At 41.2% G+C, this 21805-nt stretch carries 22 protein-coding genes and 1 pseudogene; 12 read left to right on the forward strand and 11 right to left on the reverse strand.

The genetic code is table 11. The features are described 5' to 3' along the window. Positions 1–108 precede the first annotated feature (108 nt). Positions 109–2244 (forward strand): hybrid sensor histidine kinase/response regulator, encoded by a 2136-nt coding sequence (locus V7K55_RS16270; protein WP_334832992.1) that lies wholly within the window; start codon positions 109–111, stop codon positions 2242–2244. 6 nt (positions 2245–2250) lie between these two features. Here the strand turns inward: V7K55_RS16270 and V7K55_RS16275 are convergent, their stop codons facing one another. Both V7K55_RS16275 and V7K55_RS16280 read right to left on the reverse strand, forming a co-directional pair. Continuing rightward, the gene (locus tag V7K55_RS16275; RefSeq protein ID WP_334832994.1) at positions 2251–2550 is read right to left on the reverse strand and encodes a type II toxin-antitoxin system RelE/ParE family toxin; all 300 of its coding nucleotides are present in this window, start codon (positions 2548–2550) and stop codon (positions 2251–2253) included. Continuing rightward, on the reverse strand, positions 2547–2804 hold the full coding sequence (locus tag V7K55_RS16280; protein WP_334832996.1) for a type II toxin-antitoxin system ParD family antitoxin: 258 nt from the start codon (positions 2802–2804) through the stop codon (positions 2547–2549). The genes V7K55_RS16275 and V7K55_RS16280 overlap by 4 nt, the downstream gene beginning before the upstream one ends. Before the next feature lie 326 nt (positions 2805–3130). Here V7K55_RS16280 and V7K55_RS16285 point away from each other — a divergent pair, with 326 nt between their 5' ends. The 3 genes from V7K55_RS16285 to V7K55_RS16295 all read left to right on the forward strand — a co-directional run bounded on the left by V7K55_RS16285 (position 3131) and on the right by V7K55_RS16295 (position 5648). After that, positions 3131–4465, forward strand: a complete 1335-nt coding sequence (locus tag V7K55_RS16285; protein WP_334832998.1) for a GTPase family protein — start codon at positions 3131–3133, stop codon at positions 4463–4465. 315 nt (positions 4466–4780) lie between these two features. Next, positions 4781–5299: a Panacea domain-containing protein gene (locus V7K55_RS16290; RefSeq protein ID WP_334833000.1), complete on the forward strand. Its 519-nt coding sequence runs from the start codon at positions 4781–4783 to the stop codon at positions 5297–5299. After that, positions 5271–5648 (forward strand): hypothetical protein, encoded by a 378-nt coding sequence (locus V7K55_RS16295; protein WP_334833002.1) that lies wholly within the window; start codon positions 5271–5273, stop codon positions 5646–5648. The genes V7K55_RS16290 and V7K55_RS16295 overlap by 29 nt, the downstream gene beginning before the upstream one ends. 64 nt (positions 5649–5712) lie before the next feature. On the opposite strand, the gene V7K55_RS16300 is transcribed toward V7K55_RS16295, so the two are convergent. After that, entirely contained in the window at positions 5713–6939 is a 1227-nt protein-coding gene (locus V7K55_RS16300) for a DUF4336 domain-containing protein (protein WP_334833004.1), read from the reverse strand. A gap of 156 nt (positions 6940–7095) precedes the next feature. Between V7K55_RS16300 and V7K55_RS16305 the strand changes: the two genes are divergently transcribed. From V7K55_RS16305 to V7K55_RS16315, 3 genes are read left to right on the forward strand one after another with little or no spacing between them, the layout of a single operon-like run. Next, on the forward strand, positions 7096–7719 hold the full coding sequence (locus V7K55_RS16305) for a hypothetical protein (RefSeq protein WP_334833006.1): 624 nt from the start codon (positions 7096–7098) through the stop codon (positions 7717–7719). A 19-nt stretch (positions 7720–7738) separates the two neighbouring features. Then, positions 7739–8704, forward strand: coding sequence for an acetamidase/formamidase family protein (locus V7K55_RS16310; RefSeq protein WP_334833008.1), 966 nt, complete (start codon positions 7739–7741; stop codon positions 8702–8704). A 24-nt stretch (positions 8705–8728) separates the two neighbouring features. Then, positions 8729–9094: a TSUP family transporter gene (locus V7K55_RS16315; RefSeq protein WP_334833010.1), complete on the forward strand. Its 366-nt coding sequence runs from the start codon at positions 8729–8731 to the stop codon at positions 9092–9094. An 11-nt stretch (positions 9095–9105) separates the two neighbouring features. Here the strand turns inward: V7K55_RS16315 and V7K55_RS16320 are convergent, their stop codons facing one another. Then, positions 9106–9684, reverse strand: a complete 579-nt coding sequence (locus tag V7K55_RS16320; RefSeq protein WP_334833012.1) for an NADPH-dependent FMN reductase — start codon at positions 9682–9684, stop codon at positions 9106–9108. Positions 9685–10031: 347 nt separating this feature from the next. Between V7K55_RS16320 and V7K55_RS16325 the strand changes: the two genes are divergently transcribed. Continuing rightward, complete coding sequence (locus V7K55_RS16325) at positions 10032–10166, forward strand: hypothetical protein (RefSeq protein ID WP_334833014.1); 135 nt, start codon at positions 10032–10034, stop codon at positions 10164–10166. A gap of 39 nt (positions 10167–10205) precedes the next feature. Here V7K55_RS16325 and V7K55_RS16330 read toward each other — a convergent pair. Next, a pseudogene (locus V7K55_RS16330) lies at positions 10206–11210 on the reverse strand (GTP-binding protein); the annotation flags it as partial. A 332-nt stretch (positions 11211–11542) separates the two neighbouring features. Here V7K55_RS16330 and V7K55_RS16335 point away from each other — a divergent pair. Beyond that, a complete protein-coding gene (locus tag V7K55_RS16335; RefSeq protein ID WP_442949094.1) occupies positions 11543–12388 on the forward strand; it encodes a tetratricopeptide repeat protein in 846 nt (281 codons plus the stop codon). Positions 12389–12561: 173 nt separating this feature from the next. After that, positions 12562–13110: a phosphate-starvation-inducible PsiE family protein gene (locus V7K55_RS16340; RefSeq protein ID WP_334833018.1), complete on the forward strand. Its 549-nt coding sequence runs from the start codon at positions 12562–12564 to the stop codon at positions 13108–13110. Positions 13111–13366: 256 nt separating this feature from the next. Here the strand turns inward: V7K55_RS16340 and V7K55_RS16345 are convergent, their stop codons facing one another. Beyond that, positions 13367–14287 carry a methylenetetrahydrofolate reductase gene (locus V7K55_RS16345; RefSeq protein ID WP_334833020.1) on the reverse strand — a complete coding sequence of 307 codons (921 nt, stop codon included), beginning with the start codon at positions 14285–14287 and terminating at the stop codon, positions 13367–13369. A 58-nt stretch (positions 14288–14345) separates the two neighbouring features. Beyond that, positions 14346–15356, reverse strand: a complete 1011-nt coding sequence (gene trpS, locus V7K55_RS16350) for a tryptophan--tRNA ligase (RefSeq protein WP_334833022.1) — start codon at positions 15354–15356, stop codon at positions 14346–14348. 854 nt (positions 15357–16210) lie between these two features. Between trpS and V7K55_RS16355 the strand changes: the two genes are divergently transcribed. After that, positions 16211–17056 carry an acyl-CoA desaturase gene (locus V7K55_RS16355; protein ID WP_334833034.1) on the forward strand — a complete coding sequence of 282 codons (846 nt, stop codon included), beginning with the start codon at positions 16211–16213 and terminating at the stop codon, positions 17054–17056. Between the two features lie 96 nt (positions 17057–17152). Here the strand turns inward: V7K55_RS16355 and V7K55_RS16360 are convergent, their stop codons facing one another. From V7K55_RS16360 to V7K55_RS16370, 3 genes are all read right to left on the reverse strand, one after another. Continuing rightward, entirely contained in the window at positions 17153–18286 is a 1134-nt protein-coding gene (locus V7K55_RS16360) for an SAM-dependent methyltransferase (RefSeq protein ID WP_334833024.1), read from the reverse strand. A 165-nt stretch (positions 18287–18451) separates the two neighbouring features. Then, on the reverse strand, positions 18452–19318 hold the full coding sequence (locus V7K55_RS16365) for a calcium-binding protein (RefSeq protein ID WP_334833026.1): 867 nt from the start codon (positions 19316–19318) through the stop codon (positions 18452–18454). 82 nt (positions 19319–19400) lie between these two features. Then, positions 19401–20666 (reverse strand): glycosyltransferase family 4 protein, encoded by a 1266-nt coding sequence (locus tag V7K55_RS16370; RefSeq protein ID WP_334833028.1) that lies wholly within the window; start codon positions 20664–20666, stop codon positions 19401–19403. A gap of 151 nt (positions 20667–20817) precedes the next feature. Between V7K55_RS16370 and V7K55_RS16375 the strand changes: the two genes are divergently transcribed. Continuing rightward, the gene (locus tag V7K55_RS16375) at positions 20818–21552 is read left to right on the forward strand and encodes a DUF429 domain-containing protein (protein ID WP_334833030.1); all 735 of its coding nucleotides are present in this window, start codon (positions 20818–20820) and stop codon (positions 21550–21552) included. Here V7K55_RS16375 and V7K55_RS16380 read toward each other — a convergent pair. After that, on the reverse strand, positions 21540–21689 hold the full coding sequence (locus V7K55_RS16380; protein ID WP_334833032.1) for a hypothetical protein: 150 nt from the start codon (positions 21687–21689) through the stop codon (positions 21540–21542). The two genes, V7K55_RS16375 and V7K55_RS16380, sit on opposite strands and share 13 nt — an antisense overlap. Positions 21690–21805 lie beyond the last annotated feature (116 nt).

Raw genomic sequence — 21805 nt, forward strand, 5'->3', positions numbered from 1 at the left:
GGGACAATATGTTTAAAAACATGGCACAAGCTCAACGTTTATGTTCTTTTGGACTAGACACACTCAAGCAGCTTTTTAGAATGAAATAGCCCTGGGATCGGCCACGCATTGGCACAAAAAACTGACTACAATGATGAATTTCGGATAGTTCGGTCAGACCAAAGCTTACATTGGATTTCTGCCAAGGGAAAATTTATCTATAACGATCGCGGACAAGCGGTGCGGATGATTGGTGTTTGCATGGAAACTACTGTGTGCAAGCAGGCAGAAGAAAGTACTCGTGAACTAACTACACAAGTTCAAGAACAGGCAAATATTTTAAATGCCATCCTCACCGCCTCTGTCGATCATATTTACATCTTTAATCGTAGAGGTTGCTATGAATATGTCAGTCGTGATGCAGCTATTATATTAGGTTTTCAACCCCAGGATATTATTGGAAAAAGTTTGCAAGAACTGGATTTACCCACAGACCTTGTACAACAGGTAGATAATCAACGACAAGCTGTGATGAGAACTGGGCAGCCAATCAAGGATGAGTGTACTTATGTAACTCCTGATGGAGTGCATTATTATGAATACATTATTACCGCATTACGGAATTTTGACCAAAGTATTGAAGGCGTAATTATTGTTTCTCGTGATATTACCGAACACAAACGGGCAGAAAAATTATTACGTGAAAGTGAAGCGCGATTTCGGCGTTTGTTTGAGTCTAACCTAATCGGGGTCGCTTTTTGGAATGTGGATGGCTTTGTGGTTGATGCCAATGATGCTTTTCTTCAGCTAGCTGGCTACACTCGTGACGAGTTGGCTACTTTAGGTAGAATTAATTGGCAAGAACTCACTCCTCTTGAGTATCAGCATTTAGACGATCGCGCTCTCTTGGAGGTGCAAACTACTGGAGTTTCCAAAATTTACGAGAAAGAGTTCATCCACCGCGACGGTAAGCGAGTCACAATTGTTTTGGGGATAGCCTTACTGCATGACTCCCAAGACAACTATCTTGCTTTTGTCCTAGATATTACCGATCGCAAATTGGCTGAAAAAGAATGCGATCGCCTCCTCAAATGCGAAAGAACAGCACGCCAACAAGCAGAGATTGCCAACACAATTAAAGATGAATTTTTAGCGGTTCTCTCCCATGAACTGCGAACTCCGCTAAACTCCGTTCTGGGATGGTCGAAAATGTTGCGGACTCGCAAGTTTGACGAACAAACCACTAATCGCGCCTTGGAAACCATTGAACGCAACGCCAAGTTACAAACCCAGTTAATTGAAGATTTGTTAGATGTGTCTCGCATCCTCCAAGGGAAATTAAACTTAAATATATGTCCAGTGAGCTTGGTAATGGTAGTTGAAGCAGCACTAGAAACAGTACGACTAGCAGCAGAAGCCAATTCAATTCAAATTCAAACCATCTTTGATCCCAATTTAGGGCAAGTTATGGGCGATCCCAATCGCCTCCAGCAAGTTCTGTGGAACCTGCTTTCCAATGCGGTAAAATTTACACCAGCAGGAGGACGGGTAGAAATTCGACTCATGGAAGTTGGTAATCAGATTCAAATTCAAGTCAGCGATACAGGTAAGGGAATTAGCCCAGACTTTTTGCCTTATGTCTTTGATTACTTTCGCCAAGCTGATGGCACAACTACACGCACATTTGGCGGACTAGGTTTAGGATTAGCGATCGTGCGGAAGGTGGTAGAAATGCATGGAGGAAAAGTTCAAGCCGAAAGTCTTGGAGAAGGATTAGGTGCAACCTTCAGTGTTGAGTTACCGCTTTTGATGAGAAGCGAACAAGTTCGGCAGGAAGAAAATGAGTCTTTCGATTGCGATCCTGAATCCTCACTCCTTTCAAACACTCAAGTTTTAGTGGTGGATGATGAACCAGATATCCGCGACTTAGTAAGCTTCATTTTGCAAGACTACGGTGTAGAAGTAACCGCCGTATCGTCAGCACAGGAGGCATTACAAGCACTGTCTGAGTCGATACCAGACGTTTTAATCAGCGATATAGGAATGCCAAAAACAGACGGTTACATGCTGATGCAGGAAGTGCGATCGCGATCGCCCCAACAAGGAGGACATGTACCTGCGATCGCTCTCACAGCTTATGCAGGTGAAATGAATCAGCAGCAAGCACTAGCAGCCGGATTTCAAATGCATATTTCTAAACCAGTAGATCCAGATGCATTGGTGAAAGCGATCGTCAATTTGATCGAGCCAAAACGATCTAGGTAAAAAAATTTATTTCTCATCTTCAAACAAAGATTCTAAATCTCTATAACCATTGAAAACACGAGTTACAAGAATTCCATCCTCGCTGGGATAGTAAAATATGATGTAATCATCTACAACAAAACCGCGCAAATTTGCTACAAGTATTCCGTAACTTTTCCCCATACTAGGAAAAGCTGCTACTAACTTACACTTATTACGAATATCATCAAAAAGCTTACTGGCTGCTTTTGGGTTACTGCGAGCAATATATTCACAAATTTCATCTAAATCTTGAATTGCCTCATCTGAAAATGAATAACTACTCATTCTTCAGACTCCTCAGCAATTTTTCGGATTTTTTCTTGAAATCTAGCGAAAACAACTTCACCATCAGTTAATTGCCCATTAGCGATTTGTTTAGTTCCCACTGAAATTTTTTGGCGTAATTCTTCAATTCGCTGTTCTCTTTCCTGAAGCAACTTAAAAGCTTCATTTATCACATCCTCTGCATTAGCAAATCTACCACTTGCAATTTGCGCTTGAATAAATTGCTCTATTTCTGACTTGAGTGTGATATTCATAACTTGTACCTCAAAAAAATGGATGCATTAACTTTGTTTTAACAACAGCGCCACATTCTCTGCAATTCTCTGGTTATGTTAATTAGGGAAAGCAAGCCGAACATTAGGATAACATCTCACTCGTAAGGGATTTCCAAGGAATAAATTATCCCAAAAAACGAACCACAGAGACGAGGGAGTGCGTTGGGCGGCCAATGCCCGACTTGTTCGCGTAGCGTAATCAAAAAACGCGCTCGCCTAAATTTATAACACTACTAACGGTACTAGTTATCCCTTTGATAATCACTATAAGATTAGTGAGAGGGTCTTCTACGTTTGAATGGAATATGACTGAGCAACGTGATGCTGACTTACCATCAACTGATTCTCAGCAATTGAGCGAACCGACCGACAAAACCATTACCAAGTCGATTGATAATTCTTGGACAAACCGTCTTGGTGGTGTCTGGAACAAAGCAACAACACGTCTAACCCAACTTTTACCTGTAGAACAAGTGGCACAGACAGTTGTTGAATGGTTTAGTGTGAGCGAAACTCAAGTTGCAGAGATTTTAGAGAAAATCCGAGCCGAATTGCCAACCACAGAAGCGCTGCTGATTGGTAAACCCCAAGCCGGAAAAAGTTCAATTGTCCGGGGATTGACAGGAGTTTCGGCTGAGATTATTGGTCAAGGATTTCGTCCCCACACACAACACACCCAGCGCTATGCTTATCCTTCTAATGACCTACCGTTACTAATTTTTACTGATACGGTGGGACTTGGTGATGTCAACCAAGACACTGAATTAATCATTCAGGAATTAGTTAGCGATTTACAAAAGGAAACTCGTTCCGCCAGAATCCTCCTATTGACGGTCAAAATCAATGATTTTGCAACTGACACACTCCGACAAATTGCTAAACAGTTACGCCAGAAGTATCCAAATATTCCCTGTCTACTAGTAGTTACCTGTTTGCATGAGGTTTATCCTACCGATACCGTCGATCATCCTAGCTATCCACCAGATTATGAAGAAGTTAACCGCGCCTTTGCCGCAATGCAACAAGCCTTCACAGGAATAACTGACCGCTCGGTACTTATTGACTTTACCTTAGAAGAAGATGGCTACAATCCGGTATTTTATGGCTTAGAAGCACTGCGAGATTCTTTAGCAGAACTACTCCCACAAGCAGAAGCCGAGGCAATTTATCAGCTATTAGATCGAGAAGAAGCTGGGAAGCAACTTAGCAACCTTTATCGAGATGCTGCACGTCGTTATATTTTGCCCTTTGCGATTATGTCTGCTACCCTGGCGGCTGTACCTTTGCCATTTGCGACAATGCCAGTACTCACTGCCTTACAAGTATCAATGGTGGGTCTGTTAGGTAAATTATATGGACAGACAATTACACCATCACAGGCGGGAGGGGTTGTGAGTGCGATCGCAGGTGGTTTTGTAGCACAAGCCATTGCACGGGAGTTAATTAAATTTATACCAGGTTTTGGAAGTGCGATCGCAGCCTCTTGGGCCGCCGCCTACACCTGGGCGCTAGGCGAAGCAGCCTGCGTTTACTTTGGCGATTTAATGGGAGGTAAGAAACCCGATCCCGAAAGGATTCAGTTAGTAATGCAAGAAGCATTTCAGGCGGCGCAAGAACGGTTTAAGGGAATCAAACATTAAAAAAATATCAGATGTTGGGTTAGCTGCTTCAAACTCAACTTACAGCAATAAGCGAGCGCACTGAGTTTAATCTATGAGTTTAATCTAAGCTACAGTCTTGTTTGTAGGATATTTACAAAAATGATTTATCATAAATATTTAGTAAACATGTACTATAGATTTACACGCTCCGATTACAATAGTATGTGTGAGTTACTCTTGAAACTTGTTAAAGTCGAAAGTCTGTTTTAATTTGTAGGTCTGAGTATGATCGATTGTCTCAATGCAGCTCGCTATTTTATCGCGAGAGCTTATGAGGACAGTATAGAAGCAGAAATGACCAATATGAAGGTTCAAAAGCTTCTGTATTACTCACAAAGCTTACATTTAGCCCTGTACGATGAGCCATTGTTTGAAGAAGAAATCCAAGCATGGCGATATGGCCCTGTGTGTCCTCCAGCTTACAGGTTTTACAGTGAATTTGAAGCTAAACAATTACCTATCCCTACTCAAGAATTCTTATTACAGATTCCTAACGACAAGAAACAACTTCTAGAAGAAATTTGGGAATATTTCGGTAGCTACCATGCCTATCTACTTAGTGATATGACCCATTTTGAGTTTCCTTGGAAGAAAGCTCGCAAAGGGCTGCCACCTGAAGCTAGCTCTACTGAGCCGATTCTTCTTGAGGATTTGAAAGCGTTAGGCTATCAGAAGTTAGACCTGATAGAGCGTGACAACCCTGTGTATAAACATGTAATGTCCGAAACTTTACAGGACGCTTTTACTTCGGAATCATCAACTCGTATTCGCAAAGGAGAAGTGCGTGACTGGCTCAACTCCCTTCTCGATTGAAAAATGCGAGAATTTCATACGTTCTTTCAAAAAACTTGCAAAAGCTCATAGAGCAGATTTTGTTGCACTTGTCGCAGAAGCTTTGGAAGATTTGATTGAAGACCAGTATCCTATCAATTCTCGTAACGAACCCTTACCTGCAAAGATTAAATTGCCTCAAGGATGGTCATTTCATAAGCTAGAGTTAAAGGTTTCTAAAGGAGCTTCTGGACAAATCAGATTGATGTATTTAGTCAATACAATTGACTGTGTAATTAAACTTGTATGGATTTATAGTCACGAGCAGTTTGCAAAACGTCCTGGCGACACAGATATAAAAAGCGTTATCAAAGACATCTTAGAGTCTTAGCTACTGCTGGATGTCCTTGTACTTTCACTTATGCTTCAAATGTAATTACATTATGCTATCTGTCCTACACTTTCTCCTTTGCTGCTGGCACAATGCCAAACTTATTTAAACCTGTATCGATTTCTTTAAGTAGTTTAAAATCTTCTTCTGGTAAGGGATATCTACTCAACAAACCCCCATTAACAGCAGACTGCTTTTCCAAAAAAGAGAAAGCTTGGCGAAACTGATGCGGTTCGGCTTTAATTGGTGAATCAAAGTGACAGGGAATAATCCACTGGAAGTCCCAGCTTGCAACTTTCTCAGCCCAGTCAATGGTTTCTTGGGGTGCGCGGTTGAGAATCAGCATCTGTAAAATTGGGGCGACAAACAACCGCCCATTCCCTCGCAGGGCATCAAACGATCGCAGCCAATCGGGATGCCATCTAAAGGGGTACAATCCAAAATAAGCTTTCCTTGAGCGTTCTGGGGCTTTGAAGGCATCTTGCAACACCTGACTCCATTGGGGTATATATAGTGCGCTTGGTTGAAAGTAGAAAGCAAACAGACAGATGCGCTGCCAACCCTTACAGCGATTTACCTGAATGTCTGCAACAATATCAGAAGCCCGATCTTTGGCATGAAATAATAGGGGATATGGATCTAATAGAACGATCGCAGGTGGATCGTCTGGGATCGAAAGTACAGAATCTGTTACTAAGAGAGTATGCGATCGCTTGTGGAAAAAAGCAACCTCCCCAAATCGACCAGGGCCAAGCTCGATGGGGCCTAGCATTGCATAATCAAACTCGTCAGCAAAGGGTGTTTTGCTACTATCTTCAGGGAGTACTTGAGTCCTTTTTCGGGGTAAACCAAGCCAGCTAAGGGGGAGATTTAGCGGAAAACTCCATTGATGGGGAGCCACAAACACCTGTGCAGTCGGAAAGTATCTAGCGAAGGGGCCGACGAAGACTTTATGTTCTATACCGGAGATAGTCGGCAGAATAATGTACTTAACATTACCGTGTTGCGCCACCAACTCATTCACAAGTCGGATGCACTCTGGAGTAGGTGCAACAGGCGCATAGATAAGAAGACCTCCGGTTTCGAGTTTAACCACAGTCATGCGAATCGGCACAACTACGTAGAAAATGCCTTGAATCTGGTCAAAATTCCAGATTGTGTCCTTAACCACTTCTTTGCGGATTGTCTGCCGCCTGCCATAAGGGTAAAGTGGCAGAACAGGCCATAATTTCCATGAAAAATCTCTTGGATGTATCTGTTGTGCATTGACTATGCGTTCATCATCAGCCACTCTGCAACCCCCCTCTCACTTCCCAACACTGAAATTATTTTATTTGCTATCCCTGAAGTTGGAGTTTAGCAAATTGTTGAGATAATCATATCAATTCCTAACTCATAATTTGTAATTCGTAATATCTCCGGCATAGTTCTTTCACAATAAAAAATCATGAATAAATATAGAATTTTAAAACCTGAGCAAAGTTACACCTTTAGTCAATACTTTTTGTTGCCTAATCCAACAATAGATGTAGTAGCTGAGTTTGAGTACAGTTACGATCGCACAGAGCTAAAATTACCAATATATTTGTCTGAGGTTAGCTATTTAGAATTTTTACAAAATTACTTGCAGCGCAATATAAAGCTTTTTAACCCGACGGCTGAGATATCAATCAGAGAATTTATGATTGCTCCTATCCTGGCTGAAATCTGCGATCAAACAAAAGCTCAACTATATAGTGAGTATCCAATTAATGTGGATGAAAAGCTTAAAGGTACTTTAGATTATTACTTACATAAATCTAACTCTTTATTAGTGATTGAAGCAAAACAATCAGATATTAGGAGAGGGTTTACACAACTAGCAGTAGAATTAATAGCTCTAGATCGGATTATAGATGAACAATCATCAATTTTATTTGGCGCAGTGACTAATGGAGATGACTGGAAATTTGGTACACTCAATAGACAACAAAAGCTAATTACAGAAGATATTAAACTTTATCGGGTTCCTGAAGGTTTAGAGGATTTGGTACGAGTACTAGTAGGCATCCTTTCATCTGAGGATTCATAAGTAATTAGGCAAATATGATATGACTCATTACATTTTAAAAGCTACAAAAGAAACCGTGCATTTGGGTGGTTTCTCCCATCTACTAGAACCAGCACTCACTATTGATTCTGGTGATACGGTTGACGTGGAAACTTATACTGGTTACTACGTTTATGACAAAGCACCACCTGAATTTGTCACACCAGAATTTCTCGACATCTGCCAAAATCTTCTACCAGAACGCAAGATTGCCGGAGGGCCGCATTTACTCACGGGGCCAATTTATGTGCGCGATGCCGAACCAGGGGATGTTTTAGAAGTACAATTAGATGCGATCGCACCTAGTTTACCTGTCGGCTTTAATGCCATTCGTACAGGCTGGGGAGCTTTACCACATCAGTTTCCTCAACCTGCCTTGAGATTTATTCCTCTAGATTTGGTCAACAATATCGCTGAATTTCCGGCGGGTGCTGGCATAAAAATTCCCCTCAAACCGTTTTTTGGGATTCTTGGTGTCGCTACTCCAGAAACCTCCCGAACTTCTGTCCCACCAGGTTCTTATGGTGGTAATATTGACAATCGGGAATTACTTGCTGGTTCTCGTTTATTTTTGCCAATTTTTGTAAAAGGTGCATTATTTTCTATTGGTGATGGGCATTCTGCACAAGGAGATGGCGAGGTAAATGTTACTGCCATTGAAACTTCCATGAATGGTAGAATTACCCTCAAACTTCGCAAAGATTTACAACTAACAACACCAATCGCCGAAACTCCAACCCATATCATCACAATGGGCTTTGCTCAAACCTTAGATGAAGCTTTAGAACTGGCTTTAAAAAACACGATCGATTTTCTGGAACGCTTTGCAAATTTGTCACCAGAAGATGCTTATGTATTGTGTAGTTTAGCTGTAAATTTTCACATCACTCAAGTTGTAAACAGTCCTAACAAAGGTGTTCATGGAATGTTACCCAAGTCAATGTTCTCTCAGAAAATTAATTTATAGTTTACAATCTAGCGACCATCTTTTATGTCTAATATCTTTATCCAACTATTGTTAATCGGTTTAGTTTCTGGCATTGCTGGCGGGATGTTTGGTATCGGTGGCGGCGCAATTATGATTCCAGCAATGGTGTTAGTAATTGGTTTAGATCAGAAGTTAGCTACAGGGACTTCTGTGGCTGCTCAAATTTTGCCAATTGGGATTTTAGCAGCCTTAGTTTACCATCGCAACGGTAATCTTAATATCAAATATGCCCTGATTATTGCAGTTGGTTTAATCGTGGGTAACTTCTTCGGAGCATTGTTTGCAAATCAGCCCTTTATTAGCAGCGAGTTGATGAGAAAGCTGTATGGTATCTTTGTGTTAATCATAGGTATTCGTTATTTACTATAAAATTGAACAATTTAGTTAAGCTTCAGCAATATTTTTGTTAAGCCATCGCCTAACTTTTCAATAGATTCTTGTTGTTTTGGATCTTTTAAAGTGCCATCAGCATTAAAGGCTTCGTAAGCTTTAGGTAATGCGATTTGGTCGGGAAGTACCAAAACTTTGATGTTTCCCAAAATAGACCGCAGGTGAACCAACCCGCGCAAACCACCAAGAGCGCCTGGGGAAGCACTCATAATAGTAGCAACCTTACCTGCAAAAGCAGCCAATGGCGCTTCATTTGGGGCTGGACGGGATGCCCAGTCAATGGCATTCTTCAAAACTGCTGTGAGTGAACTGTTATATTCCGGCGAAGCAATCAGCAATCCTTGATGAGAAATCAGCAAATCCTTAAAAGTGCGGGCGTTGGCAGGTAGTCCTTCTTGAGCTTCTAAATCTTCTTCAAATAGAGGTAGGGGCAAATCACGGAGGTCTAGATAAGTCACTTCTGCGCCTGCTGTCTTAGCGCCATCTGCCGCGATTTTTACCAATTTTTTGTTGTAAGAATCAATCCGGGTGCTGCCAGCAAAGGCGAGGATTTTAGGTGTGGATGCCATAATTCTAGGTTGAATGGTAAGGATTTGACAGTTCAACTGCATTATCCTGTTTTCAGGCGATCGCTATTTGCTACCTTTAGATTTTCTTTATAAACATCGTACCTACGGATAGTAATCCTAATATAGGAATCAGATTTGATTTATCAAAAAATCTAAGTATATGTAGCGTGTGTTAGCCGTAAGCCGTAACGCGCCTGGTTCCAAGGTTTTTGGTGCCTTACTCTCCGTGCTAATACATGCTACGTGTATTTCAAAAATCAAATAGGATTCCTATATAGGAATCCTATTTGATTTTTGAAAAAGATTACGAGATAATACGGATGAGTGTACAAGTGTAAGAACAGACAATGATAAACCAGCATCTACAAACGGCAACACTACCTGGGGGAGTGGCAACTGCGATCGCTTTTACGAAATTGGGGATCTATGGTTTTCAACGATCGCAAATTAAAAAAGCCTACGATGGTGTAAGAACAACCTAAAGTCCAAAATCATTTATTACCATTGTCGTTACCACCATTGCCATTGAGGACAATACCATCAGTTAATTTGCCCTGCCAAACACGCACGAGAGAAAGTTTGCCCCCTTGGGGAGTGTAGTAAGTTTTTAATACCTGCGCTAGAGGTTTATCACCCTTGATGTTTTTTAAACGACGTTCTGCTGTGGTTTCTGGTTCGGGGGCTTCTCGTAACAAGGCTTCTAATAGAGGTCTAACACCATAATCTTGTTCTGCCACACCAAAGAAAACGGGCACTACCAAATCTGCCCCTAATTCCATTTTTAAATCTTTGAGAATTTCCTCTTGGGGCGGTTCGATATCTTCTAAAAGTTCTTCGAGTAAATGGTCGTCAAAATTTGCTAAGGTTTCGAGCATTTCTGCCCGTGCTATATGTTCTTCTTCTTTTAAATTTTCGGGGAAGGGAATGGGGTCAGCAGGTGCGCCTGGATGATATTTATATGCTTGTTCGCTCACCATATCAATAAAGCCGGTGAGTTGTTCCCCGTTCATGATGGGATATTGATGTGCTACCAGGGGACGGCTAGATACTGCTTTCAGGGCGTGTAAAGTTTTCAAAACATGAATATTTGCCCGATCCATTTTGTTGACGAAGACGAGGTGGGGAATTTCCCAATCGTCCAGGAATTTAAATAGAGGAGCGAGGGTGAGGACGCGTAGGCTTTGCCCGTCGAAGGCATCGCGTATGGGTTCGCAAACTACAATTGCTGCATCCACTCCGATTAAAGCATTATAGGTTTATTGGGCAAATTCTACGCTTCCCGGACAGTCAATAAAAGTGAAGCGAATGTCGTTATACTCAGTGCTAGCGGCGCTGACTTCTACACTCATCTGGCGATCATGCGACTCAGCAGCACTGTCTCCTACTGTATTGCTGTCTTTAATACTCCCTTTGCGAGAAATGGCCCCTGTGACAAATAACAAGCTTTCTAGTAAAGTGGTTTTTCCACTTAAATAAGGCCCGACAATTGCAACATTCCGCGAACCCGATTTTACTTTTTCGTTCATAAAACCTCACTTGCGGTAAGTCTTTTATAACCGCATGATTCCGTATATATCAAGGGATAAAAAAATGGTTCTCTGGAGTCAAAATTACCCCTTCTTTAATTTGTTATTATCCACCCTTTAATCGAAAGTTTAAAAAAATGTAGCCTGTCGTAAGATTTAGCTTAACAAAAGTTAATGGTAGTAAAGTTTAATAGCGAATCTAAAATTTCTGTAAATAACTTTTTATGAAGTAAATTTAACTGAAAGTGTTGCAAATCAGAAAATCAATGGCATTATCATTCTCTAAATATCCCATAGCAGGGTTAGTAAGTTTGACTTTGTTGCTTGTTAGCATTCCCTGTCCGTCTTTTTCCCTCTCTCCGTCTGTCCCCTCAAAGCTGGCACAATCTAATCCTAAAACTGCCATAGATTCATTAAACCAAGGTTTACAGGCAATTCAGGCGGGAAAAGTACAAGATGCGATCGCAGCTTTTAAACAAGCAGCCAAGTTAGATCCGACATTAGCACCAGCGTACTATAATTTAGGGTTAGCATACCGACAAACGGGACAATTACAACCCTCTGCGGATGCATTTTATCGAGCAACCCAAGCCGATCCGAAATTTGCTCCAGCTTTTGCTAATTTAGGTGGTGCGTTGTTAGAAGGCAATAATTTACAGTTAGCTAACGATTATTTGCAGCGATCGCTAGAACTAGATCCTAAACTCGGATTTGCTCACTATAACTTGGGGTTGGTACGAGAGCAACAAGGAGATTGCGAGAAAGCGATCGCATCTTTTAAAAAAGCCATAGAATATAGCAAAAATGCACCAGAGCCTCCTTATCATATAGGGATGTGTTATCTCCACCAAGGTAAACTAGATCGAGCAAGAGATGCCTTTAATCAGGCAGTAAAAATTAATCCAAAATATCCAGAAGCTTACTACAATCTCGGTTCAATTTGGTTTCAACAACGCAAATCACAAGAAGCATTAGAGGCTTTTAGAAAATCAGCTGAAGCTAACTCTAACTATCCTAATGCTTATTATGGTGCAGGATTAGTTTTTATGCAGTTACAGCAATATGGAGATGCAGTACAAGTATTGCAATTCGCTAGAGATTTATACAAAGCTCAGGGTAATCCTCAATGGGCGAAAAATGCCGAGCAATTGTTGCAACAAGCACAAAATTTAAAATGAATAGTGAACAGTCATTTGTCATTTATCCTTTGTCTAAAACCCATGACAAATGACCAATGACTGATAAATTACCAACCTCGCTGAGGCACAAAATCTTAATATTATATAACATAAAACTATTGGGTTGACTGGCTGGTGTGGTCTGAACTTATCCCGATTGGAATGGAACCTACATGCAAAAGCGCCAGAAAAGTCGATTTTTATTTAGCGATCGCTGGCTCGATCGGCACTCAATTGTTCGCAACATGGAAGCCTTTCAAGACTTAATTGTGATTGTCTTGTGTTTAGGTTTATTCGCCGTTATGCTGATCCAATTGTGGGGAATAGCGATCGCCCTCATACAGCCACTAGACTATAAACATGTGACTGCAAAAATACTATTTGTGTTGATTTTAGTCGAGTTATTCCGACTATTAATGGTCTATTTGCAAGAACATAGTATCTCTGTAGGAGTGGCAGTTGAGGTAACAATTGTATCTCTACTCCGTGAGGTAGTGGTTCACGGAGCGCTGGAAATTTATTGGGTTAATACACTTGCAATTTGTGGTTTGTTGTTTGTTCTGGGTGGACTACTCGTGGTGTGTGCTAAAACTCCACACATGGATTGTACGAGCGCGGATACTAAGTTTTGTCCGGTTGTCCATAGAGGAGGTAGAGAACGGCAAAATGATTTGGAATTACAGTATTCACGTCAATGTGATGAAAAGCAACCTCTTGGCTAAATTCTGAGGAAAATGGGGAGTGTGAGAGACAAGATTCATCGCGTCTGTACTGGGGAGTGGGGAAAATACTTTTTCCCACTCCTTTGTTTAAAACTGAAATGCGTAGGCGTAGCTTATGCACTTGCTGATTACATTAGACACAAAGCGAAAATTCGATATTGAAAATCTATCGAAAATAGTGGAGATGCGTCTGTTTCAGCAGAAAAAAAGCAGATGGGAATAACCATCTGCTTTAATAAAATATTCGTTATCTTCTTTACATAGATACCAACTGATTAACTGGAGCAATCCCAGCCAAATCTAAAATTGGCGCGATCGCATCTTCCCGTTTCACGGCCATCATGTGGACACCTTGACATAATTGCCGCGCTATTTGCACTTGCTCGGCGGCAATTTTTATCCCTTCCTCAAAAGGATCTTTAGCTTTTGCCAATCTATCAATAATATGTTGGGGAATATTTACACCCGGAACACATCTATTAATAAACTGAGCATTCTTTGCCGATTTCAATAGAAAAATTCCTGCCAAAATTGGTTTTTTATAGCCAGCAGCAATTGTATCCATAAACTTTTCTAGAACATCAAAATCAGTAATCAACTGACTTTGAAAAAACTGCGCTCCTGCTTCGATTTTGCGTTCAAATCGACTTTGCAAACCCGACCAACTTTTACATTGCGGATCTACTGCTGCACCAACAAATAAATCTAACGCTCCATCAGTCAAGGGTTTTTCGTTACAATCAACCCCTTGATTCATTTTCCGAATTAGTTGCAGCAGTCGCACCGCTTCCAAGTCAAAAACTGCTTTGGCATCTGGATGATCCCCTGCTTTTACTGGGTCGCCAGTCAACGCTAAAATATTATGGATACCTAAAGCATGAGCGCCCATTAAATCAGCTTGTAAACTAATGCGGTTGCGATCGCGGCAAGCAATTTGACAAATTGGCTCTATGCCATTTTGTGACAAAATCACTGATGCCATTAACGAGGACATCCGTAACACTGCACGACTACCATCAGTAACATTGACAGCATGAACCCTTCCCTTAAGAGTCGCTGCCATTTGAATCATGTGTGTTGGATCTCCCCCTTTCGGCGGTGCTACCTCGGCGGTAACTAGAAATTCACCTGCTTGTACAGCTCTCTGGAAGGCTGTGGAGCTATGGGTGTAATGCATAAAATTAAGAATTTCAATTTCTTAAATGGTATAGCAAATCACACCTAAAAGCGAAAGCTTATAGAGGATGAGAATAGCCTAAAGCAGCTTTTACTTGTGATAAAGTTTGATTTGCGATCGCTCTAGCTTTTTCTCCTCCATCCCGCAACACAGACTCCAAATAGCTTTTGTCTGCCGTTATCACCTGATATTTTTCTTGAATTGGTTTCAGAGACTCAATTATCGTGTCCGTCAACAATGGTTTAAATTGTCCCCAGCCCATATCCTGACACTCAACTGCGACATCTTCCTTTTTCTTTCCAGCCAGCAATGTATACAGCGTCAACAAATTATTACACTCTGGACGCGCTGGATCGTCGAAAGTCAGCCCCCGAATCGGATCGGTTTTACAACGCTTAATTTTGTATTGAATCTGTTCTGGTGAATCTAGCAAACTGATTCGGCTTAAGTCAGAAGGATCGGACTTTGACATTTTGCGTGTACCGTCTGCTAAACTCATCACCCTTGCCCCTTCCTTACGAATCAAAGGGTCTGGTAACTTCAGAACTGGTTGATCTGGTTTCCCAAATTGGTGATTTAACCTAGCTGCAATATCCCGTGTCAATTCTAAGTGTTGCTTTTGGTCTTCACCCACTGGCACTTTATCAGCTTGGTAAAGCAAAATATCAGCTGCCATTAGCACAGGGTAATCCAACAACCCTGCGCTCACATTTTCTCCCTGCTTTACAGCCTTTTCCTTGAACTGGATCATATCTTGCAGCCAGTTTAGAGGTGTAATGCAGTTGAGCAACCAGGTGAGTTCGCTGTGGGCCGAAACGTGAGATTGGACAAAAATGGTGGAGTGATTTAAATCAAGACCACAAGCTAAATACAGAGCAGCAAGAGTGTAGGTATCAGCCGCTAACTGTTTTGGGTCATGTGGCACTGTAATCGCGTGTAAGTCAGCCACAAAGAGGTAATTTTCGTATTCGCTCTGACCTTCTACCCAGTTGCGAATGGCTCCTAAGTAGTTACCTAGATGGTAATTGCCCGTTGGTTGAACTCCAGAAAGAACACGTTGCTTGCCCATAAATTTCACTCTAGTTATCTCAATTCTGCACTATGCAAAGTGGCGATGTCTGGTGACAAGTCGCTTCTGTGTAGGAGTATGCGCCTACGCAAAACTCATTTAATTTTGACATTTTCCAGGTCAACTCGCCGTTCCAAGATGAAGATTTTAACTCAATCTCGGATTGCTATAGAAACTCTTAACGAAGGAAAACGACAACTTAGTGAAGTAATGACACAAGTTTGTGTGCTAATGATAGCTTGTAAGGTGGCTACTGTAGTCTCAATACAAAGCCAATGCAGAAGGTTGCGTTCAAATAACACAGCAATGCTGTTACCTACTGCGTGGTCTATTTGCCTGAAAATAGCTGTGATTTACAGAAATCAAAAAATTTAAGTTTTTGTCAGATAAAGTAGCACTAATCTGGAAATTGTGAATTAATTTTTCCATCCTAGTGACTTTACTGATGAAAGCTTGACTACTCTAATTCCATAATGGAATGACACTAGGTAGACTGGGTGTAGAGTGAGAGAAAAATAGAAACAAGTGCAAACATCAATAAATATTTGACTCACTACACCCATTACCATAAATAGCCTTGATAAACCAACTTTCCTTCTAGAGCTTTTCTCACACTGCTTTTTTGCAGCCGCTTGTGTTTGAATTGGACTTTTTATATTCTATGAAGCGAATTGTGCCAAGATATCCCTGTAGTGTTAGCGCTGGCAAGGGTGGGCATTATGTTGTCCGCAGGCTTAACTGCGACTAGGATGTAGTGCATTTGTATTTTGAAGATTAAGGACGTTAGAAGACGAATGAAGCAGTACTCTCGGCTCACGATGATTTCTTACATAATAGGCCCTACTTTGATCGTGATGAGTCATTTAGGATCGCTAATCATTATTTTTACTGGCTTATCGTGGGGTGCTGCCTTGTGGGCCGTGTTGTTATATGTAATACGAATGCTTGCAACTACTGGCATCTACCATAGGCTACTCACCCACAAGAGCTACCAGGCTCCAACGTCAGTTCTATGCGTTGGAAGCATCGTGGCTGCTTCATCTGGGCAGATGGGGCCAAGTTGGTGGAAAGCTCACCACATGGCCCATCATCAATCCTCAGACCAAGAAAAAGATCCTCATTCCCCTTATCTACCTTTCAAGGGAATCAAAGGATTCTGGTGGTCTCAGGCTGGATGGTTATTCTCCCCACAGTTTTTTCCCTCAAAGCTTCCCACGGATGTTGAGAGTAACGTGATTTTAAAGATTATTGACCGTTTGCACTTTATTCCTACCGTTGCTCTTGGTGCTATCTCTTACTACATTGGCGGAACTGAATATCTCGGCGCTTTTTTCCTCAGCACAACTGTCCTTTTCCACGGTGTCGCCACCGTCAACTCACTCAGCCACATACTTGGCGAGCAACCGTTCATAACTAACGACCATAGTAGGAACTATTGGCTTGTCGCATTTTTGACTCTGGGTGAAGGCTGGCATAATCTTCATCATGCATTCCAGTCGTCAGCTCGGCATGGCATAACCGTGCGAGAGGGCCGGGTTGCTTATCTTCCAGACCCTACATTTTGGTTCATAAGAATGCTTGAGTTCCTGAAGCTAGCGTCAAAAGTTAGAGTCCCTTCTGAAACAGAACTTCTTACCCGTGCCAAAAACCGAAACGCTCAGAACTTAGTGTTCCAGGCTGAAGCAAAGACATCTGTCTGATATTTCGGTTGGTAAATTGGTCAAACTAAATGATGGGGAATGTAATTGACACTCTGTTGTTCAACCCCTATCAGGGGAAACTCTAGCTTTGTCCGCTTAAGAATGAACCATTAAAAATTGACCATTACCATTATATTCTCCATCACAACTAGCAAAATTGCGAATAAACCATATCAAATAAAACCTCCATATCCGGCGAAACTTGGCATAGTCCATGCCATAATTTAATGTTTTTATTGTTGCCTGATTGTCGTCAAAATTTCGTAACCAATTAGTTAGTGTTCTAGAGTAATTAAAGCCATTGATATACCATTGCTTAACTGTTTTTAGGTCTTGTTGATGGCTAGGAACAGCATTGTAATTCCAGTATCTACCGTGTGGAAAAATATATTTGTGGGTGTAAACGCTAGACATATTGTTAGGGATGCGGACTGTGATGATGTGAATAAAAACTTTGCCATCATCTTTCAAAAACGAAGCTAATTTTTTAAAGGCTGCTGTTAAGTTACCAATATGACAAAAAACACCAATCGAGAGGATTTTATCAAACTTTGTCTCGAAATTTGCATTGTTCAAATCACCTTCATATAGGGTAAACCGATCTGAACTGAGATAACTTTCAGGATCTTGCATTTTGTGGCGTATATACTCACATTGCTCGTGGCTTAAATTAAGACCCGTAAACCTGACATTGGGAAACTTAGAAAGAATGTAATTAGGAACACATCCCCACCCGCACCCAAAGTCTAAGATATTGTCTCCATCCTGGATATCTAGCTTTTCAATCACATCATCAATCATCTGCATCTGCGATTGCTCAAGGTTTAATGCTCCTTTTTCCCACAATCCCATACTATACTTCGGATAAATGAGTTTCCCGTCCCACAACATAGTATTCAGCATGGCTTGAGGCAAGTCGTACTGAATTTTCATTAGTTCCCGCGATCCTTCGGCGAGATGATCGGTTTCTTTTAATACCCATTCATAGGGTGCTAGGAGGGATGGGAAATACTGAAAGAAAATTGGCATACAGGTATCGAAGAGCGATTCTAGAACTGAATCAGGAACTTCTAATCCGTTAATATAAGCCTCTGCCACTGCCATTTGGACTGTGTTGACTACCTCAACAGCCCCACGAGTTACTTGGTATGCTAATGGGCTTTTGATATTTATATCTCCCACAACAGGGATATACTTTTCTATTTCTTGCAACAGAGTATCAGCAGTCATAAGTCATACTCCTAAAAGCATTAAAAAACGCTACATGAGTATAATCTTTAGATTTTTTCAGTTTTTAACACTAAAACGTAAGAAGTTTTAACATACATTTAGGAATATTTTTGAAGATACAATACGGGATTGAGCCGAGATATGAAACTGTTGGCTAAATATTTCTCACCTTTCTGCTAAACCCACTTGTCCTCCAATTAGTCCCAAGAACCCAGTTCCAAAGTGCTGAATCTCCAAAAAACTTGCTTGCTCAGGTGAGGTTTTGTAAATGTGAAATGTCTTCATAATTCCCAAGGTGGCAGCACTTTCTAGAGGGCCAACGAAGCTAATATCTCGGTCAAGAAAATAAGTTTGATTAGCCCATTGAGCCATTTGATTTGCATTCAAAAAGTAGCAGCCTGCGTGAGGGTTGAGCGCACGAAGAAAGGTAATTGGTGCATTCATGATTGTACCCTTTAGTTCCTGTTGCTCTTGGACATTTTGAAAGGGAGCAGTTACTCGTGAAGCCAAATCCCCATCAATGTAAGCTTTGTGAACCAAACCGTCAGGGGAGACTTCATAACGATTTGGCTGGAGCAAATTTAAATCACCTGCTTGTTGGGTAAACCAGTTTAATTTTATAAAAAACCAAGGGTCATGGATAATTAGGTCATCTTCAAGGAAGCAGTAGTAATCATGCTGACCAAGATAACTTTGCAGAACAGCTTGGCACTCAAATCCTAAAAGCAGAGGTTCTGCATTGCTAGAATGATGCTTATATAAATGGGATGGCAAGGGAAGATGATTCAGAAGATGATCATCTTTGGTTGTACAAATAACAATATCTAGTTCGTGAGATTGAGGTTGGTTAGCAGGAAAAGCTAGTCTTTGAGCAATGTTGATAATACTTTGAGATTTGCCAAATAATTGGTGTAAGGCGGTAATGCTTTTAGTTAACGCCTGCAAGCGGGGTTGTGGATCTTTGCGTTGAGAAGCATGACGACCCTCATTGCTAGGTTCAAAAAAATGGGCAATAGTAAAAATAATCCGCATTTTAAATATCGCTTTTATATTTCTCTGTCATTTGTCCTTTGTTAGTTGTAACTAATGACCAATAACTAATGACTAATGCCATCTAATTTTTGCCAAATCCTTTAGAAACTGACCGCTTTTTCAAACTCTCAGAGTTTTTTCCAGCAAACATCCATTGTAAATGCTGTGGTAACAGTTTCGCTAAATCATAACGCTTCAGAATTGTCTCTCGGGCATTCGCACGAATTACGTTCATTTCTTGGGGATGATTCAGTGCCTCTTCAATCCGATTAGCAATGTTTTGGGGAGAAAAGAAATCTACTAGCAGTCCATTAACTCCATCTTGTACGACTTCTAATACTGGCGAAGTCTTAGAAGCTATTAGTAAACATTCTGCTGCCATTACTTCTAACATTGACCAAGATAAAACAAAAGGACGGGTTAAATAAATATGAGCAGAAGAAGCTTGTAAAACCTGAAGGTACTCATTGTAAGGAAGCCTATCTGTAAAGTGCAGCCTCGATAAATCCAAAGATGATTTTAATTTTTCTAGCATTAATTGTTTATAAGTCTGACCATCAGGGAGATTCTTCCCATAAGCCACCCGATCTTCTCCTACAACTACTACATGGCACTGAGGTCTTCGCTGCTGAATTAGCGCTACCGTTTCCATAAACTGCGGAAAACCTCTATAAGGTTCCATCCCGCGTCCTACATAAGTTACCAATTCTTCCACGTGGGAAAGATCCAGATTTATTCTTGGTAAAACTAACTTTGCACCTGGTTTGGGAACAAAAAAATTGGTATCAACACCATCATGAATTACAGTGAGTTTGCTATGATATTCTTTGGGAAATTGCTGTCGCTGCCAATACGTCGGAGAAAGACCGCGATCGCAGCTATATAAATCAGTCAAAATCGGCGTATTTTTCACGCGGATACGGCATTCATCATCAGCATTCAGTGGTTCATTGGGATCAAAATCTGCATCCGAACCGTGAGCGTGATAAAACCACTCGAAATAACACAATAATTCTGCTTTGGGAAAAACATCTTTCATAAATAAAGTTGGCCCCCAACCAGAATGGCCGTAAACTATATCTGGAACGAAACCCTCGGCTTTTAATTTTTCTGCCACGCGATAGACAGCCTGGGCGGTAAGAACAGCATTTTCCAGGCTGCGGACATAATGGTGGGTTTGGGGAGCAACTTCACGAGAAGGGGTGTAGATAGCTTTATAAACCCCAGGCATTTCCCCTTCACGACGATTTGTCCCAAAGACAACTTGACAATTAGGATCTTTACCTAAAACTGTCGCTAGGTTACGAAATTGCGAGGGGAAATTGGGATGTAAAAATAAGATTTTCATGGGAATAATCTTGATTAATTTATTGCCAGATAAAATAAATTAAAACAATCTTTTTAAGATTATAAGATTATTTTTCACGATTTTTAGCAAGAAAATTTAGGGAAATGGTTGCCCGTAAATGTGAAAATAAGTGCAAATTCGTGTTATTACAATGAAATTTATTGGCATTGATTTAGGCTGGCGATCGCAACCAAGTGGACTATGCTGTTTAGAATGGATAGATGGCCAACTGCAACTACTCGATCTAGACCGCAAAGAAGCCATTGCAGATATCCTCACCTGGATCGATCAAAGCGTCCAACCAGACGAACCAGCCATCATCGCTGTAGATGCACCTACCCTCATACCCAACGCCACCGGGAGTCGCTTACCCGATAAACTCAGTCACAAATACTTTGGTAAATATCACGCGGGATGCTACCCAGCTAACCAAAACTTACCCTTTGCCGATCGCACCATCAACTTCGGCTTAGAATTAGAATCACGCGGTTTTGCTCACGCACCCACCATTGAACCGCAAAAACTCAGCAGATATCAAATAGAAGTCTTCCCCCACCCAGCAATCGTTAACCTATTCAACTTAGAACGCATCCTCAAATACAAAAAAGGACGACTTAGCGATCGCCGCCTAGAACTAATCAAACTCCAAAATTATCTTCTCAATATCCTCCCCTCTCTTTCCCCCTCTCTGCGGACTCTGCGCCTCTGCGGTTCGTTCCCTCTTGAAATCCCCACCACAGGCGCAGCCCTCAAAGCAACCGAAGATCAACTAGATAGCCTAATTTGCGCTTACATTGGTGCATACTGGTGGTATTGGGGAGAAGAACGTAATTTGGTATTAGGCGATCGCACCACAGGCTACATTATCATCCCTCAAAGAATTTGAGCAAAGGCTTTCTCGACAAGAATTGCGATCGCTTCCCAAAACGACTTGCATTGAGCAATGGAATGCGAGATGCTAAAAATAGCACCCCGTAAATCGGATTGCTTGGTAATGGCAGAGCGATAATAAAGATTAAACAACCACAAAATTGTTGTTAGTTAGTGCAATACCTTAGCCAAAATAAGAGGATGAGGAGAGAGGGCCGATGTAGTAGAGTTATTGTCTCTCACAACGACAACTCAAAAACCACAATCAG

The organism is Nostoc sp. (assembly GCF_036919895.1).
Taxonomy (GTDB): domain Bacteria; phylum Cyanobacteriota; class Cyanobacteriia; order Cyanobacteriales; family Nostocaceae; genus Nostoc.